Origin of the sequence: Rugamonas rubra (genome assembly GCF_900114705.1) — a bacterium.
GTDB classification, from domain to species: Bacteria; Pseudomonadota; Gammaproteobacteria; order Burkholderiales; family Burkholderiaceae_D; genus Rugamonas; species Rugamonas rubra.
Map to the genome: position 1 here is coordinate 14,383 of NZ_FOTW01000008.1, position 17,526 is coordinate 31,908.

Annotated in this window: 15 protein-coding genes; 11 read left to right on the forward strand and 4 right to left on the reverse strand. The window is 66.0% G+C overall.

Annotated features, from left to right (window positions below; translation table 11 throughout):
- Positions 1-136 precede the first annotated feature (136 nt).
- From rpsP to BM252_RS07945, 9 genes are all read left to right on the forward strand, one after another.
- A complete protein-coding gene (gene rpsP / locus BM252_RS07910) occupies positions 137-382 on the forward strand; it encodes a 30S ribosomal protein S16 (protein ID WP_093385996.1) in 246 nt (81 codons plus the stop codon).
- Between the two features lie 39 nt (positions 383-421).
- Positions 422-958, forward strand: coding sequence for a ribosome maturation factor RimM (gene rimM, locus BM252_RS07915; protein WP_174900455.1), 537 nt, complete (start codon positions 422-424; stop codon positions 956-958).
- A 44-nt stretch (positions 959-1,002) separates the two neighbouring features.
- On the forward strand, positions 1,003-1,749 hold the full coding sequence (gene trmD, locus BM252_RS07920) for a tRNA (guanosine(37)-N1)-methyltransferase TrmD (RefSeq protein ID WP_093386001.1): 747 nt from the start codon (positions 1,003-1,005) through the stop codon (positions 1,747-1,749).
- Between the two features lie 117 nt (positions 1,750-1,866).
- Positions 1,867-2,250 carry a 50S ribosomal protein L19 gene (gene rplS, locus BM252_RS07925; protein ID WP_093386003.1) on the forward strand — a complete coding sequence of 128 codons (384 nt, stop codon included), beginning with the start codon at positions 1,867-1,869 and terminating at the stop codon, positions 2,248-2,250.
- A gap of 96 nt (positions 2,251-2,346) precedes the next feature.
- Positions 2,347-3,006, forward strand: a complete 660-nt coding sequence (locus BM252_RS07930; protein ID WP_093386603.1) for a CoA pyrophosphatase — start codon at positions 2,347-2,349, stop codon at positions 3,004-3,006.
- Positions 3,007-3,107: 101 nt separating this feature from the next.
- Positions 3,108-4,067, forward strand: a complete 960-nt coding sequence (locus BM252_RS07935) for a CobD/CbiB family protein (RefSeq protein ID WP_093386605.1) — start codon at positions 3,108-3,110, stop codon at positions 4,065-4,067.
- A 237-nt stretch (positions 4,068-4,304) separates the two neighbouring features.
- The gene (locus BM252_RS07940; protein ID WP_093386006.1) at positions 4,305-4,655 is read left to right on the forward strand and encodes a DUF3579 domain-containing protein; all 351 of its coding nucleotides are present in this window, start codon (positions 4,305-4,307) and stop codon (positions 4,653-4,655) included.
- A 129-nt stretch (positions 4,656-4,784) separates the two neighbouring features.
- The gene (locus BM252_RS29960) at positions 4,785-4,949 is read left to right on the forward strand and encodes a CBS domain-containing protein (protein ID WP_139236342.1); all 165 of its coding nucleotides are present in this window, start codon (positions 4,785-4,787) and stop codon (positions 4,947-4,949) included.
- A 181-nt stretch (positions 4,950-5,130) separates the two neighbouring features.
- Complete coding sequence (locus tag BM252_RS07945) at positions 5,131-7,884, forward strand: M16 family metallopeptidase (RefSeq protein ID WP_093386008.1); 2,754 nt, start codon at positions 5,131-5,133, stop codon at positions 7,882-7,884.
- A gap of 170 nt (positions 7,885-8,054) precedes the next feature.
- On the opposite strand, the gene BM252_RS07950 is transcribed toward BM252_RS07945, so the two are convergent.
- The gene (locus BM252_RS07950) at positions 8,055-8,795 is read right to left on the reverse strand and encodes a GntR family transcriptional regulator (protein ID WP_093386011.1); all 741 of its coding nucleotides are present in this window, start codon (positions 8,793-8,795) and stop codon (positions 8,055-8,057) included.
- Positions 8,796-9,202: 407 nt separating this feature from the next.
- Here BM252_RS07950 and BM252_RS07955 point away from each other — a divergent pair, with 407 nt between their 5' ends.
- Positions 9,203-11,872 (forward strand): TonB-dependent receptor, encoded by a 2,670-nt coding sequence (locus tag BM252_RS07955; protein WP_245774168.1) that lies wholly within the window; start codon positions 9,203-9,205, stop codon positions 11,870-11,872.
- Between the two features lie 179 nt (positions 11,873-12,051).
- Positions 12,052-13,353, forward strand: coding sequence for a glycoside hydrolase family 18 protein (locus tag BM252_RS07960; RefSeq protein ID WP_245774152.1), 1,302 nt, complete (start codon positions 12,052-12,054; stop codon positions 13,351-13,353).
- 102 nt (positions 13,354-13,455) lie between these two features.
- Here the strand turns inward: BM252_RS07960 and BM252_RS07965 are convergent, their stop codons facing one another.
- The 3 genes from BM252_RS07965 to BM252_RS07975 form a co-directional block, all read right to left on the reverse strand.
- Positions 13,456-14,778 carry a tetratricopeptide repeat protein gene (locus tag BM252_RS07965; protein ID WP_093386018.1) on the reverse strand — a complete coding sequence of 441 codons (1,323 nt, stop codon included), beginning with the start codon at positions 14,776-14,778 and terminating at the stop codon, positions 13,456-13,458.
- A 203-nt stretch (positions 14,779-14,981) separates the two neighbouring features.
- Complete coding sequence (locus tag BM252_RS07970; RefSeq protein WP_093386021.1) at positions 14,982-16,127, reverse strand: ABC transporter ATP-binding protein; 1,146 nt, start codon at positions 16,125-16,127, stop codon at positions 14,982-14,984.
- The gene (locus tag BM252_RS07975) at positions 16,127-17,446 is read right to left on the reverse strand and encodes an MFS transporter (RefSeq protein ID WP_093386023.1); all 1,320 of its coding nucleotides are present in this window, start codon (positions 17,444-17,446) and stop codon (positions 16,127-16,129) included. Before BM252_RS07975 ends, BM252_RS07970 begins: the two co-directional genes overlap by 1 nt.
- Positions 17,447-17,526 lie beyond the last annotated feature (80 nt).

Sequence of the window (17,526 nt, forward strand, 5' to 3'; positions counted from 1 at the left end):
GCCCCCTGCGCCGGAACGAGGGATAATCTCCGATTACCCCAACACTGCCCAATTATTTGATAACGCTTGCTGCTTTGCGGTCAGGCGCGCTATAATTTGCGGCTTTTTCCGTCTCAGCACACTTTTTGGAAATATTATGGTCGTTATTCGTTTAGCTCGTGGAGGCGCCAAGAAGCGTCCGTTCTTCAACATCGTTGCAACCGACTCGCGCAATCGCCGCGATGGCCGTTTCATCGAGCGCATCGGTTTCTACAACCCGATGGCATCGGGTGGCGAAGTGCCATTCCGCATCACCGCTGACCGTCTGGCTCACTGGGAATCCGTCGGCGCGCAACTGTCGCCAACCGTGGCCCGTCTGGTCGCCGCGAACAAATCGGCTTAAGTCTGGTCCACTGGTTTGACCGATAAGCATGCATCCGGGGTGCAAGTCCCCGACGATTTGACACAGGTAGGCTTTGTCTACGGTGCCTATGGCGTCGCTGGCTGGGTGAGGGTAAGACCTTTCTCGGAAGATGCGGATGCCTTGCTGAACGTCGAATCCTGGTGGCTCGACAAGCCGGCCATGCGCGGTGTTGAAGTCAAGCAGTGCAAACTGCATGGCGGCGACGTTTGCGCACAGCTGGCGGGCGTGACCGACCGGAATGGAGCAGAAGCGCTCAAAGGCGCCGCTGTGTTCGTTCCGCGCAGTCATTTCCCGACGCTGTCGGCAGATGAATTTTATTGGGCCGATCTGATCGGCCTGACAGTAGAAAATGTACAAGGTGAGCACCTGGGGCAGGTGACTGACATGATGAGCAACGGACCGCAATCGATCCTGCGCATCACGCCAGCGGCCGCAGTCGATGCAGACCCGGCAGTCGTGGCGCCAGAGCGCCTGATTCCATTTGTCGACCAGTTCATCGTCAAGGTGGACAAGGAAGCGAAGAAGATCACCGTCGACTGGGGCCTGGATTATTAAGTCGCTCCCGAGTAAGCGTAGTGGACAGTCCGGAAAGGCAGGCCATGCAATTTGATGTCGTGACCCTGTTCCCGGAAATGTTCGGCGCACTGACGCAGTCGGGCATCACCCGGCGCGCCTTCGAACAGAATAAATGTGGCTTGTCGCTGTGGAATCCGCGTGATTTCACCACCGACAATCACCGCACCGTCGACGACCGCCCCTACGGCGGCGGCCCCGGCATGGTGATGCTGGCCAAGCCCTTGGAAGCGACCCTGGCCGCCGCCAAGCAGCGCCAGACCGATGCCGGTCTGCCGCCGCCGCGCGTGCTGTTCATGTCGCCCCAGGGCAAGCAATTGACGCACGAGCGCGTGATGCAGCTCAAAGCCGAGCCGGGTCTGGTGATCCTGTGCGGCCGCTACGAGGCGGTCGACCAGCGCCTGATCGACCGTTGTGTCGACGAGGAGATCAGCCTGGGCGACTTCGTGCTGTCGGGCGGCGAGTTGCCGGCCATGGCCCTGATGGACGCCGTGATCCGCCAGCTGCCCGGCGTGTTGAACACCGACGCCTCGGCGGTCGAGGACAGCTTCGTCAACGGCCTGCTCGATTCGCCGCACTACACCCGGCCGGACGTCTACGAGGGTGTGGCGGTGCCGCCCGTGCTGATGGGCGGCAACCACGCCGAGATCATGAAATGGCGCCGCCAGCGCATGCTGGAGGCGACGGCGCGCAAGCGCCCCGACTTGCTGGCCAAGGCGCGCGCCGCCGGCCTGCTCAGCAAGCTCGATGAAAAGTTTTTGGCGGGTTCGTAAATCCGCTGTTGTACCCTGCGGGCATGTTGCCCGCGTGTTTAACCCCATCCTCTACCGGGCTCAGGGCGTCCCGCACGCCATGGCCGCGCCGGCAAGATGGTTTATGGAGTAAGAAAAATGAATCTGATTCAACAACTCGAGCAAGAAGAAATCGCTCGCCTGGGCAAAACCATCCCTGAGTTTGCACCTGGCGACACCGTGATCGTCAACGTCAACGTCGTCGAAGGCACCCGCAAGCGCGCCCAGGCATACGAAGGCGTGGTCATCTCCCGTCGCAACCGTGGCCTGAACTCGAACTTCATCGTTCGTAAGATCTCGTCCGGCGAAGGCGTCGAGCGTACTTTCCAGCTGTACTCCCCGCTGATCGCTTCGATCGAAGTGAAACGCCGCGGTGACGTCCGTCGCGCCAAGCTGTACTACCTGCGCGAGCGTTCGGGCAAATCGGCACGTATCAAAGAAAAACTGCCAAATCGCCGCGTTGTGGCGAAAGCAAGCGCTTAATTGCCGCTTGTGTTTGGATAGAAGGGGCGCCGACTGGCGCCCCTTTTTTGCATCTGCGCGCTGTCCGCTGTACAGTGGCGTGAGGAGGTAGTGCGCGTGGCCAAGTCCCAATTCGATCCCCAACAACTGCCGGCCGGCGACATCGCCGGCGAACCGCCGCTGGCGGCCGAGCGCCTGGCCGCCGACTGGCTGCGCCGGCGCTTCGCCGCGCCGCCGCTGTGGACGCCCGAGCACAGCGAGCCGGCCTTCGCCTTGCGCGCAGCGCCGACCCCGGCCTCGGTGCTGATCCCGCTGGTGCAGCGCGCCGCCGGCATGACCATTTTGCTGACCCAGCGCACCGCCCACCTGACCGACCACGGCGGCCAGATCAGCTTTCCCGGCGGCCGCGCCGAGCACTACGACGCCTCGCCCATCGCCACCGCGCTGCGCGAGTCGGAGGAGGAGATCGGCCTGCAGCGGCGCCACGTCGACGTGCTCGGCACCCTGCCCGACTACTACACCGGCACCGGCTACCGCGTCACGCCGGTGGTCGGCCTGGTGGCGCCGCCGTTCGAGCTGAACGCCGACCCCGGCGAGGTGGCCGAGATCTTCGAGGTGCCGCTGGCCTTCCTGATGGACGGCCTGAACCACCAGCGCCTGTCGGTCGCGCTGCCGGACGGGCCGCGCTCCTTCTATGCGATGCCGTATGATCGCTTCTACATCTGGGGCGCGACGGCGGGCATGTTGCGCAATCTATTCCATTTCCTGCGCGCATGATTGGCACGGGCGTAATGAAATTCCCGCAATAAGTTTGATTCCGCCACTGCACTGCGCTATCGTAGCGGGCATTACGGCATTGTTGACTAAAAGGACGTTTGATGACATTTCTTTCCATTCTCTGCGCGCTACTGATCGAGCAACTGAAGCCCCTGCGCGCGGACAATCCGATCTACGCCGAGATCAAGAGTCTGGCGTTGCGGATGGAGACCTGGTTCAACGCCGGCCACCCGCGCCACGGCCGCATGGGCTGGTTCCTGATGATGGCGATCCTGATGGTGCCGACGGCGGCGATCTACTGGGTGCTGATGCACTACAAGCTGTTCATCGCCGCCTTCGCCTGGAACATCCTGATCGTCTACCTGACGCTGGGCTTTCGCCACTACAGCCACTATTTCACCTCGATCCAGCTGGCCCTGAACGCCGGCGACGAGGCCACCGCGCGCGGCCTGCTGGCCGAGTGGACCAAGCTCGACACGGTGGGCATGGAGGTGGCCGAGATCTCCCGCATCGCCGTCGAGAAGTCGCTCATCACCACCCACCGCAACGTGTTCGGCGTGTTCTTCTGGTTCCTCATGCCGCTCGGCCCGGCCTGCGCGGTGATGTACCGCGTCGCCGAATACCTGTCGCGCGCCTGGAACGAGCCCGAGCACATGCGCAACGAGGCCTTCGGCCAGTTCGCCGCCCAGGCCTTCTACTGGATCGACTGGATCCCGGCGCGCCTGACCGCCGTCGCCTTCGCCGTGGTCGGCAACTTCGAGGACGCCATCTACGCCTGGCGCAACTTCGCCGACCGCTGGCAGGACGAGGCGATCGGCATCATCCTGTCGGCCGGCGGCGGCGCCATGGGCGTGCGCCTGGGCACCCCGGCCGAGAACGCGGCCAAGGTGCTGCCGGTCGACGCCGCCACGGTCGACACCACCGACGTCGAGCAGGAAGTGCTGCCGGGCGAGGAGCCCAGCGTGCGCGCCCTGCAGAGCACGGTCGGCCTGGTCTGGCGCGCGCTGTTGTTGTGGATGATGCTGCTGTTATTGCTGTCGGGAGCCGTCTGGCTGGGCTAAGCCGGGAAACAGGCTTACAATTGTGGCTTGCCTGTAGGATACAGACAACAGTAACGCACTGCACTGGTGCGTATCTGTCTGCAGGCCGCCCCTTGCTTGTAAAAAGTGCATGTAATCAAGGGTTTAGCAATTCAGGTCTTCTATAAGATATAATACTGAAATCCGCAAAGGATCGCTTTACCAGCCCGACGTACCTGCCGGGATCTTCCACGCACACTTGTTACCCACAAGCCGCCTATGGCCGAGTCAGCTCAAAACAAGAAAGAACCGCGCGACGAGTTCTTTATTCTTGGCATCACCAGCAATGGCCGCCAGTTCCGTCCCAGCGACTGGGCCGAACGCCTGTGCGGAGTGATGTCCTGCTTCCGCCCCGAGGGCACCACCTCGCGCCATTCCCACCTGCAGTTCTCGCCGTATGTGCATCCGACCGTCGTCAACGGCGTCAAGTCGGTGGTGGTCAACGCCAAGCTGCGCCAGATCGAACCGATGGCCTACCACTTCGTCGTCGCCTTCGCCAACGACAACGACCTGCAAATGGTCGAGGCCTGCCTGATGCCCGAGCCCGAACCCCAGCCGGGCAAGCCCTAAACCATCCCCTCCCGGCCCGCCCATTTGAGCGGGATCAGTTTTTTTCTCTCCCCAGCGTGTTAACGTAGGACATTGTCCGGCATGTCGCCGGGGGAGGGGACTGCCATGCGTATTGGTGAAATCTGTACCATGCAAACCGTGCACTGCAAGCGCGACCTGGCCGTCCAGGGCGCCGCGCTGTTGATGCGCAACCATCATGTCGGCGACCTGGTCGAGTTCCTCGCCGAGGAGATGGGCGAGTTGTCGCGCATCAGCTCGCGCTGCTTGGCCAACGAGAAGCAATTGCGCCAATAGGGCCGCCGCCGTGCCGTCCGCCGCCAGCGCCAGCGCCATGCCTTGCAGGCTGGCGGGTGCTGTCGTCCGGACCAAAGTTTTTCTTCTGGCAATATTTCAATTTCAAACTTCCCTTTCGGGGCGAACAGCGGGTATGCTGTATTCCCCGATTTCATCGATGTTTCCCCCTCCCTTGAAAAATATGAAACCACCTGTCCGCAAACACGGCGTGCGCGCCGGCATGTTCCTTTGCAGCATGTCCTTCGTCGTCAGCTCGGTGGCCTGGGCCCAGGCCCTGCCGGCCGGCGTCGTCAAAGGCCCCGCGGTCGAGGGCATCACCGAATACCAGCTGGCCAACGGCCTGAAGGTGCTGCTGTTCCCCGACGCCTCCAAGCCGACGGTGACGGTCAACGTCACCTACCTGGTCGGCTCGCGCCACGAGAACTACGGCGAGACCGGCATGGCCCACCTGCTCGAGCACATGTTGTTCAAGGGCTCGCCGAAGAACCGCAGCATCCCCAAGGAATTCGCCGACCGTGGCATGGACTTCAACGGCACCACCTCCTACGACCGCACCAACTACTACGAGGTGTTCCAGTCCAGCAAGGACAACCTGAAATGGGCGCTCGACATGGAGGCCGACCGCATGGTCCATTCCTTCGTCGACCGCAAGGAGCTGGACTCGGAGATGACGGTGGTGCGCAACGAGTACGAGGCCGGCGAGAACTCCCCCTTCGGCGTGCTGCTCAAGCGCATGCAGAGCGTGGCCTACGACTGGCACAGCTATGGCCGCTCGACCATCGGCAACCGCAGCGACATCGAGAACGTCAAGATCGACAACCTGAAAAACTTCTACCGCACCTACTACCAGCCGGACAACGCCGTGCTGCTGGTGGCCGGCAAGTTCGACGCGGCCCAGACGCTGGCCTGGATCAACAAATCCTTCGGCGCGATCCCGAAACCCAAGCGCAGCCTGCCGCCGTTCTGGACGGTCGAACCGACCCAGGACGGCGAGCGCAGCTTCACCGTGCGGCGCAAGGGCGACATGCAGATCGTCGCGCTGGGTTACAAGATCCCGTCCGCGCTGCACGCCGACAGCGACGCGCTCAGCTTCATGTCCGAGATCCTCGGCGACACGCCGAGCGGCCGCCTGCACAAGGCCCTGGTCGAGAGCGGCAAGGCGGCCCAGGTGTTCAGCTTCGGCGAGACCGGCTACGCGCCCGGCCTGCAGATCATCGGCGCGCTGGTCAAGACCGGCCAGCCGATCGAGCCGGTGCGCGAGGCGCTGACGGCGGCGGTGGAAAGCTTCGCCGCCACGCCGCCGACGGCCGAGGAGATGGAGCGGGTGCGGCGCAACTTCGCCAACGGCATCGAAAAATCGCTCAACGATCCGCAGCGGGTCGGCGTCGCCCTGTCCGAGGAGATCGCGCTGGGCGACTGGCGCCTGCTGTTCCAGGGCCGCGACCGCCTGCCGACGATCACCGCCGAGCAGGTCAGCGCCGCCGCCGGCCGCTACCTGAAGCGCGACAACCGCACCGTCGGCGTGTTCCTGCCGGAGGACGCGCCGCAGCGCGCCGAGATCGGCGCCGCGCCCAGTGTGGCCGAGGCCATGCAGGGCTTCAAGGCCCAGGCCGCCACGCTGAGCGCCGAGGATTTCGAGCCGACCCAGGCCAACATCAACGCCCGCACGACGCTCAAGAGCATCGGCGGCCTGAAGGTGGCGCTGCTGCCGAAGAAGAACCGGGGCGGTTCGGTCTCGGTCGACCTGCAGCTGCACTGGGGCGACGAGAAGAACCTGTTCGGCAAGTCCGTCGTCGCCGCCGCCGCCAACGACATGCTGATGCGCGGCACCAGCAAGTACAACCGCGAACAACTGGCCGACGCCTTCTCCAAGCTGAAGATTTCGGGCAGCCTCTACCATTTCGACACCACCGGCGAACACCTGGCCGAGGCGTTGCGCCTGGTCGGCCACGTGCTCAAGGACGCCAGCTTCCCCGAGGCCGAGTTCGAGCAGATGCGCCAGCAGTGGCTGGTCGGCGTCGAGGCCGGCCGCAACGAGCCGCAGTCGCTGGCCATGCAGGCCGTCGCCGAATACTTCGACCACTATCCGAAGGGCGACATGCGCGCCGTGATGACGGTCGACGAGCAGTTGGCGGCGGTCAAGGCGCTCAAGCTGGAGGACGTCAAGGCCTACCACCGCGACTTCTACGGCGCCTCGAAGGGCGAGCTGGCCATCGTCGGCGACTTCGATCCGGCCGCCGCCGGCAAGGTGGTCGAGGAGACGCTGGGCAACTGGCGCAGCCCGGCGCACTACGCCCGCCTGGAGCGCAGCAACGCCGACAAGGCGGCGTGGCGCAAGGCCATCAACACGCCGGACAAGGAGAACGGCTTCTACACGGCGCGCCTGAACCTGGACCTGCAAAGCACCGACGCCGACTACCCGGCGCTGATGCTGGCCAACTACATCTTCGGCGAGGGCGGCTTGAAGTCGCGCCTGATGGACCGCATCCGCCAGAAGGACGGCCTGTCCTACGGCGGCGGTTCCGGCCTTGACGCCGGCGACACCGACCGCGCCGGCAGCTTCGCCATCTACGCCATCGCCGCGCCGCAGAACCTGGCCAGGTTGGACGCGGCGGTGCGCGAGGAGTTGGCGCGCGCGCTGAAGGACGGCTTCAGCGCCGCCGAGGTGGCCGGCGCCAAGTCGGGCATGCTGCAGCAGCGCGTGCAGAACCGCTCGAAGGACGGCGTGCTGGCGGCCGGTTGGAGCAAGAACCTGTACCTGGGCCGCAGCTACAGCTTCAGCCAGCAGTTGGAGGACAAGCTGAAGGCGCTGACGCCGGAGCAGGTCAACGCCGCCTTCCGCAAGGCGATCGACGGCGGGCGCCTGAGCGTGGTGCTGGCCGGCGACGAGAGCAAGGCCGGCGCCGCGCCGGCGGCCAAGTCGGCGCCGAAGTAAGCACGCCGGACGAAAAAGGGGCGGAACGCGCAAGGCGTTCCGCCCCTTTTTTCGTCGGTGCCGAGGCCGGTAGCGCCAATCCAGGGTCAGACCCTAGGGTCTGACCCTATGAACCGGTCCCGGCTATCTGCAATTGGCGGGGCCTGCATCGCGCCGGCGGCCGCGAACGCCTAGCTGGTGCTCAGCTCGGCGACGAAGTCGTACATGTCGCCACGGAAGATCGAGCGGCAGAACTCCACCGCGCGGCCGTCGCGCAAGAATCCCAGGCGCTCGACGGCCAGGCCGGCGTCGCCCTGGTTGGCCTGCAACAGCGCGGCCTGCTCGGCGTTGAGCAGCAGCGCGCTGAGCCGTTGCAGCGCGCGCACCGGCCGGTTGCCGGCCTTCTCCAGCGCGTCGTACATCGACACCTGCACCGCCTCCAGCGAGGGCAGGCAGGCGGCGACGATGGTGGCGTACTCCAGGCACATCGGCACCTCGTCGGCGTAGCGGATGCGGTGGAAGCGGTACACCGCCGCGCCCGGACTCAGGCGCAGGCGCAGCGCCTCCTCCGGCGTGACGGTGCCCTCGGCGCGCTTGAGCCAGACGCTGCGCGGATCGCGCCCGCGCGCCCGCATGTCCTCGGAGAACGAGGTCAGCTTGGCGAAATTCTTCTCGATGCGGGTGTTGATGAAATTGCCCGAGCCGGGCCGGCGCACCAGCAGACCCTCCTCGACCAGGCCGTCGATGGCCTTGCGCACGGTGATGCGCGACACCGACAGGTCGATGGCCAGCTGGCGCTCGGCCGGCAGCGCCTCGTCCGGGCCGAACAGGCGCTTGTCGATCGCCTCGCGCAGCGCGCGCTGCAATTGCTGGTACAGGGGCAGGCTGCTGTTCTGCCCCAAGTTCTGCATGATCTCTGCGAGCGAAGTCATTGCTGTTGGTCTCCCGTCGTGGCGGCGCGTACTTGGCGCGCCTGCCTTTGTGTCAAATGTGTCGCTGGATAATACCAAAAAAAGACCGCGACGTTGGTATTACTCGGCGCCCTGCGGTTTCTACGTACTACGCCGGGCAATGTGTCAAAACGGGGCGGGAATTTGCGCAAAGTGGTCTGTGTGTGACTTGCAACATGCTCAGAATCCCTCTTAAATTGGTAGTATTTCGGTATTTGATAACTGTATATTGGCGTTGAATTGGTTCTGTAGGTGGTCATAGGAAATGGACCTTCGGGACGCCGCGCTGCTGGTGAAGCGGCAAGAGGTCTTTATAAAAACGAAATGGTTTCCAAAGCGAAGCCACAATCAAGGGGGAAGACATGAAACACAAGGAGAGCGCAGTGGGTATGGTCGATATGAGCGCGGCCGGCCGCAGGATGAAGCCGATCGCGGCGGCGGTGGCGCTGCTGGTGATGGGCGCGGCGTTGCCGGCCCAGGCCCAGCAGGCGGCGGTCAAGGAGGAGGTGGTGGTGGTGACCGGCATCCGCGCTTCGCTGCAACAATCCTTGAACCAGAAGAAGATCGCCGACAGCCTGGTCGAGGTGGTCACCGCCGAGGACGTCGGCAAGATGCCCGACAAGAACGTGGCCGACTCGCTGGCCCGCGTGCCCGGCGTCACCACCACCAGCGCCGGCTCGGCCGAGGGCTCGTTCGGCGAGAACGAACACGTGCAACTGCGCGGCCTGTCCTCGCAGCTGACCCTGACCACGCTGAACGGCCACACCGTGTCGAGCGGCGACTGGTACGGTCCGAACATCTCCAGCGGCGGCCGCAGCGTGTCCTACACCGTGCTGCCGTCCGACCTGGTGGGCCGCATCGTCGTGCACAAGTCCGCGCAGGCCGACCTGATCGAGGGCGGCGCCGCCGGCACGGTCGACATCCAGACCCGCAAGCCGCTCGAATTCAAACAAAACCTGACCACCTCCTTGTCGGCCGAGGCGGCCTACTCGACGGCGGCCAAGTCGACCGACCCGGCCGTCACAGCCCTGCTCAACTGGAAGAACGCCGACAACACTTTCGGCGTGCTGGCCCAGCTGTTCTCGCAGACCCGCAAGCTGCAGCGCGCCGGCTCCGAGGGCGTGTGGTGGGACAAGACCGGCGCCAACTACGCCGACCCCGCGCTGGCCGGCAAGAACATCAGCCTGCTCAGCGGCGCCGTGCTGTTCGAGCAGGAGCGCAAGCGCCAGGGCGGCTATATCGAGGCGCAATGGAAGCCGGTCGGCAACGTCACGCTGGACCTGTCGGGCTTCCGCTCGACCGTCGACGCGAAGAACTACAACACCAACTACATGGCCAGCACCATCAACGCCGCCACCGGCCCCGGCGGCAACGGCAACTCGGTCAAGCCGAGCGGCCCGGCCACCGTCTCCGGCAACACCATCACCTCGGTGTTCTACGACAAGAACGCCTTCGGCGCCAACAGCAGCGGGGCCTATTCGGTGATCGAGGACGTCGCCGCCCGGCCCGACGCCAAGACCGACTCGACCTTCGTCAACTTCGACGCCAAGTGGGTGGTCGACCAGGACTTGACCGTCAGCGGCAAGCTGGGCCACACCAGCGGCAGCGGCCGCACCAAGGACGTCGGCTTCGAGGTGCAGAGCGGCTGGAACCAGGGCGCCGGCTACTCACTGACGCCGGACGGCATCTTCGTGCTGAACGTGCCCGGCGGCGACAAGTTCGTCCGCGCCGGCGGCGGCATCGGCGGCTGGGGCAGCTACACCGAGTCGAGCGACAAGGAAAGCTACGGCCAGGCCGACGGCGAACTCAAGCTGTCCTTCGACAAGGTGCCGTCGATCAAGTTCGGCTTGCGCTACGCCAAGCACCAGCGCGAGCTGACCAAGCTGGCCATGACGCTGGGCGCCGGCTCGGGTGACGACGCGCAGATTCCCGACAGCGCCGTCGGCAACTACGGCAGCAACTGGTACGGCAAGCTGCCGGTCAACCCGACGCCGGGCTTCAGCCCCTTCAAGATCAGCAACGACTACGTCGCCTCGTGGGTGGCCAAGTACGCCACCTTCGACAGCCACGCCCCGCAGCAGGAGTACAACATCAAGGAGAACGCGGCGGCGGCCTACCTGATGGCCACGCTGCAGCCGAGCGACGCGGTCAGCGGCAACGTCGGCGTGCGCGTGGTGCGCACCGAGATGGACATCCGCGCCTTCCTGCCGGGCGGCAAGCCGAACTATGAACAGAGCTTCCAGGACTTCCTGCCCAGCCTGAACCTGCGCGCCGATCTGGCGCCCGGCCTGGTCGGCCGCTTCGCCCTCAACCGTGGCATGTCGCGGCCCGATTTCGGCCAACTGGCCGGCAACGACCTGAGCGATTTGCAGCACACCGGCGTGGGCAGCAACCCCTTCCTCAAGCCCATCCGCAGCAACAACGTCGACGCCACGTTGGAATGGTATTTCGCGCCGAAGGCGATGCTGTCGGCCGGCCTGTTCGCCAGCAAGCTCAAGGGCGTGATCGCCTACGGCCACAGCGTGCTGCCCTACGCCGACGCCGCCAAGCAGGGCGCCATCGCCAACTACGACATCTCGGCGCCGCTCAACACCGACGGCACCCTGACCGGCTTCAACGGCGCCTACGAGCAGAGCATCTGGGGTGGTTTCGGCGTGTCGGCCAACTACACCTACGCCGACGGCAAGCAGACCGGCAAGCTGGCCGACGGCACCTGCAACGGCAAGGCCGGCGAGGACTGCTCGCTGTACGGCACCTCGAAGAACTCCTACAACGTCGGCGCCTTCTACGAGGACGAGCGCTTCAGCGCGCGGGTCGGCTACAGCCACCGCTCGACCTACAAGCTGGGCAACCGCGGCGGCAGCGATTACTTCCAAAGCGCCAACGGTTCCTTGAACGTCTCGCTGAACTATACTTTCAACAAGTCGGTGCAGTTCACGCTGGAAGCGCAGAACCTGAACGACCCGCTGCTGACCGTGTTCAAGACCGACACCACGCAGATCGCCGGCGTCTACAAGAACGGCAAGACCGTCTACGGCGGCGTGCGCATCAAGTACTGACCGTCCCGCGCCACCTCACCTCCATTCGGGGTCAGTGCCGACATTCGGACACGAGCTCGAGCGGAGAAGGTTGGCGCGACGTCCGTAGCGCCGGGGAAATGTCCGAATGTCGGCACTGACCCCGCGGGTGGGGCCGCCATTGTTGGCGGCCTTTTTCGATTGCGATGAATGGAGTAAGCATGCGCATTACTGTGGGTTTGGCGGTGCTGGCGTTGGCCGCGCTGGCGCCGTCGGCGGACGGCAGCGAGATCGTCGGCTACTATCCGGGCTGGAAGTCGGCCGGCTTCGCGCCCAGCGCGGCCAACATCGACGCGCGCAGGCTGACGGTGCTGATGTACGCCTTCCTCGACACCTGCCGCGACGGCCGCCATGGCAATCCGGACCCGGCCACCGGCGGGCTGGCGCCGTGCCAGGACGTCGACGGCGCGGCGGCCCGGCCGGCCGACGGCTCGCTGGTGCTGGCCGACGCGGTGCAGGACGGCGCCAAGCTGCGCGCGCTGGTCGCGCTCAAGCAGGCCAATCCCAAGCTGCGCGTGCTGCTGTCGGTGGGCGGCTGGAACTGGTCGAATCAGTTCTCCAATCTGGCCGCCGCGCCGGCCGCGCGCGCCGCCTTCGTGGCGTCGACGCTGGCGCTGTTGCGCCGCTTCGGCCTCGACGGCGTCGACATCGACTGGGAGTATCCGGGCGCGGTGGGCGTGGCCTGCACCGCCGGCCAGGTGTGCGAGCGCGCCGCCGATAAACAGAACTACGTCGTCCTGGCGCGCGAGTTGCGCGCCGCCTTCGACGCCGCCGGCCGCGCCGACGGCAAGCGCTATTTGATCACCATCGCCGCCGGCGCCAACGCCTCCTTCATCGCCGACGGGCCGCAGGGAAGCGCCTGGATCAAGGCGCTGGCGGCGAGTCTGGACTGGATCAACATCATGTCCTACGACTTCCACATGCCGTGGGAGAAGAACAGCGGCCACCTGGCCGCGCTGGACGCCGACCCGGCCGATCCGCTCAAGGACGGCGGCCTGTATGGCACGGCTTCGGTGCGCCGCTACCTGGCCGCCGGCGTGGCGCCGCAGCAGTTGGTGCTGGGCCTGCCGTTCTACGGCCACGGTTGGAAGGGCTGCGCGCCCGGCCCGGCCGGCGACGGCCAGTACCAGGCCTGCGCCGGCGCGGCCGACGGCGGCAACGACGGCGGCTCGAGCTACAGCTTCGGCCATCTGCTGCAACAGGGCTTGCTGCTGGCCGACGGCCGGGGACGCTACACGGTGGGTGGCAAGGGCTATGTGCGGCACTGGAACGCCAAGGCGCAGGTGCCGTATCTGCACCACGCCGGCAGCGGCAATTGGATCAGCTACGAGGACGAGGCCTCGCTGCGCGCCAAGGCGGCCTACATCCGCAGCGCGGGACTGCGCGGCGCGATGTTTTGGGAGCTGAGCGCGGACGCCAGCCAAACGCTGGGCGGCGCGCTGGCGGAGGCGTTGGCGCACTAGCTCCGATGGGCAGTGGGTGAAGGCGGGGCATAAAAAAAGCTGGGCGGTTCGCGTGAACCGTCCAGCTTTTTTTCGCTTTGACCGGCGGGTGCCGGCGCGCTGTTACTTGGCGGCCGGGGCGGCGGCCGGCGCGTTGGTGTCGGCGCGGTTCAACCAGACCAGCCAGTAGCGGGCCAGGTCGTTGCGGCCGTCGTTGCCTTGGACGGCGCTGAGCGTCTTGATCGCTTCGGCCTTCTTGCCGGCCATCGCGTAGGCGTAGCCCAGGCGCAGCTTGGCGTCGTCCGGATTTTTCAGCACGCCCTTGGCGATACCCTTTTCCATCAGCTCCAGACCCTTGTCGAACTGGTCCATCGTGACGTAGGCGTAGCCCAGGTTGACCAGGCCGACGCCGTCTTTCGACTTGGCGGCGGCGGCTTCGCCCGAGGCGATGGTCTTGGCGTCGTCGGCGGCGCCCTTGTTGGCGGTGTCGCGCAGCTTCTTGTGCTTGGCGGCGTTCGGGCCGGTGCCCAGTTCGCCCAGTTCGAAGCCGGCGTCGACCGCCTTTTTCGCTTCGACGAAGAAGCCGGCTTGCAGCGCCAGTTCGGCCATGTCGACGTAGTCGTCGGCGCCCATTTTGCTCATCACGAGTTTTTGCAGGCGCAGCACGTCGAGTTGGAAGCGGGTCGAGAAGGTGGCTTTGCCCTGGGTGCGCGCCAGCAGGTCGGCCCAGTAGGCGTCGGTCGGGTAGTAGGTGGCCAGTTCCTCGATCGCGCGCAGGTACAGCGCGGTGTCCTTGGTCTTGGCGCCGACGTTGGCCAACAGCTGCAGCGTTTCGATCGTCGGACGGGTGCCGGCGGCCTTGTTGGCGGCCAGGTCGGTTTCCACTTCGCTCTTCACGGTGGCGAAGTCGTTGCTGAAGAAGTAGGCGCGCAGGATGAATGGACGGACCGTTTTGGTGTCGCCCGACTCGGCCTGGTAACGCTTGAACCAGGTCACCGCTTTCGGGTAGTCCTTGGTGTTGTAGTAGATCGTGCCCAGCGCCTGGGCGAACTGCGCCTGCTCGTTGGCCGGCAGCTTACCCGAGGCGATCACCGCTTCGAGGGCGGGGATGGTGATGGCGTTGTTGTTGGTGACCGAGCCGAGCGCCACGCGCATGCGGTTCAGCACGAAGTCCTCGTAGGGCGTGCGGTTGGCCATCGCCTCGGCCTGGTCGAGACGGCTCTGCACTTCGGTGTAGTTCTTCGCCGCCATCAGGTCCTTGATCTGGACCGGATCGACCAGCTTGTAGATCTCCGGGCGCACCGTGTCCGGCTTGGGGGCCTCGGCTGCCGGCGCGGCGGCTTTTTCGGCGGCGCTGGCGGCCGACATGCCCAGCAGGGCGGGGGCGGCGTTCAGGCCGATGGCGGCCAGGATCAGGCTGATGCGGGCGAGACGGAAGTGGGACATGGATTATCCTTCAATCAAAGACACGATGACGCGCGGCGCTGATAGGCCGCATCGTCGCTTAGGGACCTGCGAATTCGTCGAATCCGCCAAAACCGCACATTCTGCCACTCCTTGCGGGGAAGGAGAAGGGCGGCCCGGCAAATCGGCCATATTGTTACATAAAACCGGCGCCGGCCGGCGCGCGCCGGCGCGCCACGACGGCGTCAGGGCGGCGGCAGGGCGCGGCCGGCGCCGTCGAACAGCAGGCAGCGCTGCGGCGGCAGGTGGACGCGGGCGCGGCTGCCGGCCAGCGGTGGCGCCGAATCGGCGGCGCGCTTGACGGCGACCATCTCCGGCGCGCCGTCCAGCGTGGTGTAGACGATGGCGACGTCGCCCAGGTACTCGACATGGCCGACGCCCACCTCGATCAGGTTGGCGCCTTCCTGCCGCGCCTCGTGTAGCGTGAGGTGCTCGGCGCGCACGCCGAGGCTGAGCTGGTCGCCGACGGCCACGCCGCTGTCGCTGTGCTGATCGGCCGGCGCGGCCGGCTCGGCCGGCGCGGCCACCGCCACCGCCACCACGGCGCCGCCGGGCAGGCGCACCGTCACCTGACCGGGCGCCAGCGCCACCACCTCGGCCGGGATGAAGTTCATCTTCGGCGTGCCGAGGAAGCCGGCGACGAAGCGGTTGCCGGGCCGGTTGTACAGCTCGAAGGGCGTGCCGACCTGCTCGATGCGGCCGCCGTTGAAGACGACGATGCGCTGGCCCAGCGTCATCGCCTCGACCTGGTCGTGGGTGACGTAGATCATGGTGGTCTTGAGTTCCTGGTGCAGCCGGCTCAACTCGACGCGCATCTGCACGCGCAGGCTGGCGTCCAGGTTCGACAGCGGCTCGTCGAACAGGAACAGCTCGGGCTTGCGCACGATGGCGCGGCCGATCGCCACGCGCTGGCGCTGGCCGCCGGACAGCTCCTTCGGTTTGCGCTTGAGCAGCGGGACGATCTGCAGGATGTCGGCGGCGCGCTGGACGGCGGCGCGCACCGCCTCGGCCTGGTGGCCGGCCAGCTTGAGGGCGAAGGCCATGTTCTCGTACACCGTCATGTGCGGGTACAGCGCGTAGGACTGGAACACCATGGCCAGCTTGCGCTGCGCCGGCGCGATGTCGTTGGCCAGTTCGCCGCCGATGTGCAGCTCGCCGCCGCTGATGCCCTCCAGCCCGGCGATCATGCGCAGCAGGGTCGACTTGCCGCAGCCGGAGGGGCCGACGAAGACGACGAACTCGCCGTCGGCGATGTCGAGGTCGACGCCGTGGATGGTGTCGTGCTTGCCGTCGTAGCTTTTGACGATGCCGCGCAGGCTGACGCTGGCCATCAGCCGGCCTTGGCCACGGCCGGCTCGGCCTGCGCCGCCTGTGCGTCCTGCGGCTGCGGCCGCGCGCTCATCGGAATGAGTTGCGACAGCACCGCCACCGGCACCGCGCTGAGCATGACCCAGATGAAGAAGTGCTGGTAGCCGATGGCGACCTGGATGTCGCCGCTGACCAGCTTGAACAGCACCAGGCCGAGCTGCATGATGCCGGTGGCGAAGGCGTAGTGGGCGGTCTGGTATTTGCCCGGCGCGACCACCTGCATCATGTACAGGATCAGGCCGACGAAGCCGAAGCCGTAGCCGAACATCTCGACGCTGAGCGCGCTGCCGATCACCAGCAGCTCGGTCGGCTGGTAGGCCGACAGCAGGTAGAACACCACGTTGGGCAGGTTGACCGCCAGGATCAGCCAGAGCATGGCGCGCTTCAGGCCGAGCCAGGAGGTGAAGTAGCCGCCGGCGATGCTGCCGACCAGGAAGGCGACCGTGCCGACGGTGCCGTAGACGGCGCCCACCTCGGCGGTGGTCAGGCCCAGGCCGCCCAGTTCGCGCGCCTCGCGCAGGAACAGCGGGCCGATCGCCTGCACCTGCGCCTCGCCGGCGCGGAACAGGATGATGAAGACGATGGAGACCCAGATGCCGGGCTTTTTCAGGAAGTCGACGATGACCTCGAACAGGGTGCGGGCGATGGCCTTGGCGGTGATGTCGGCGGCGATGACGTTCTTCGCCGTCGGCAGCGCCCAGCTGTTGTAGGCGCCCAGCGCCAGCATCAGCGCGGCCAGGATGCCGAAGCAGATGGTCCAGGCCGGCACCACGCCGAGGGTCTTCTCGAAGTGGCCGGCCAGCAGCAACAGGGCGCCGGTGGTGAAGAACTTGCCGGCGTTGAAGAAGGTGCCGGTCCAGCCGGCGTACTGCGCCTGGCCTTTTTCGTCCAGGCTGGTGATGTACAGGCCGTCGCAGGCGATGTCGTGGGTGGCCGAGGCGACCGCCACCAGCGCCAGCATGGCCATGGCGGCGGCGAACCAGAACGGCGCCTGCAGCGCCAGCGCCACCAGGCCGAGGCAGACGCCGCCGAGGATCTGGAAGGCGACCACCACCAGCTTTTTGCTGCTGGCCAGTTCGAGGAAGGGACTCCACAAGGGCTTGAAGACCCAGGCCAGGCCGATCAGGCCGGTCCAGTGGTTCAGCTCGTCGTTGGGCACGCCCATGCTCTTGAGCATTTGGCTGGCCACGATGGCCACCGCGAAGAAGGGCAGGCCCTGCGCCAGGTACAGGCTGGGGACCCAGAATTTCGGGTTGCGTACGTCGTGGTTTTGCTTGTCCATCGCTGCGTCATCTCCATCTGCCGGCGTGGTCGCCGGCTGGTTTGTTGTTGGTGTGTTGTTGGCTTGTCGCCGCCGGCTCG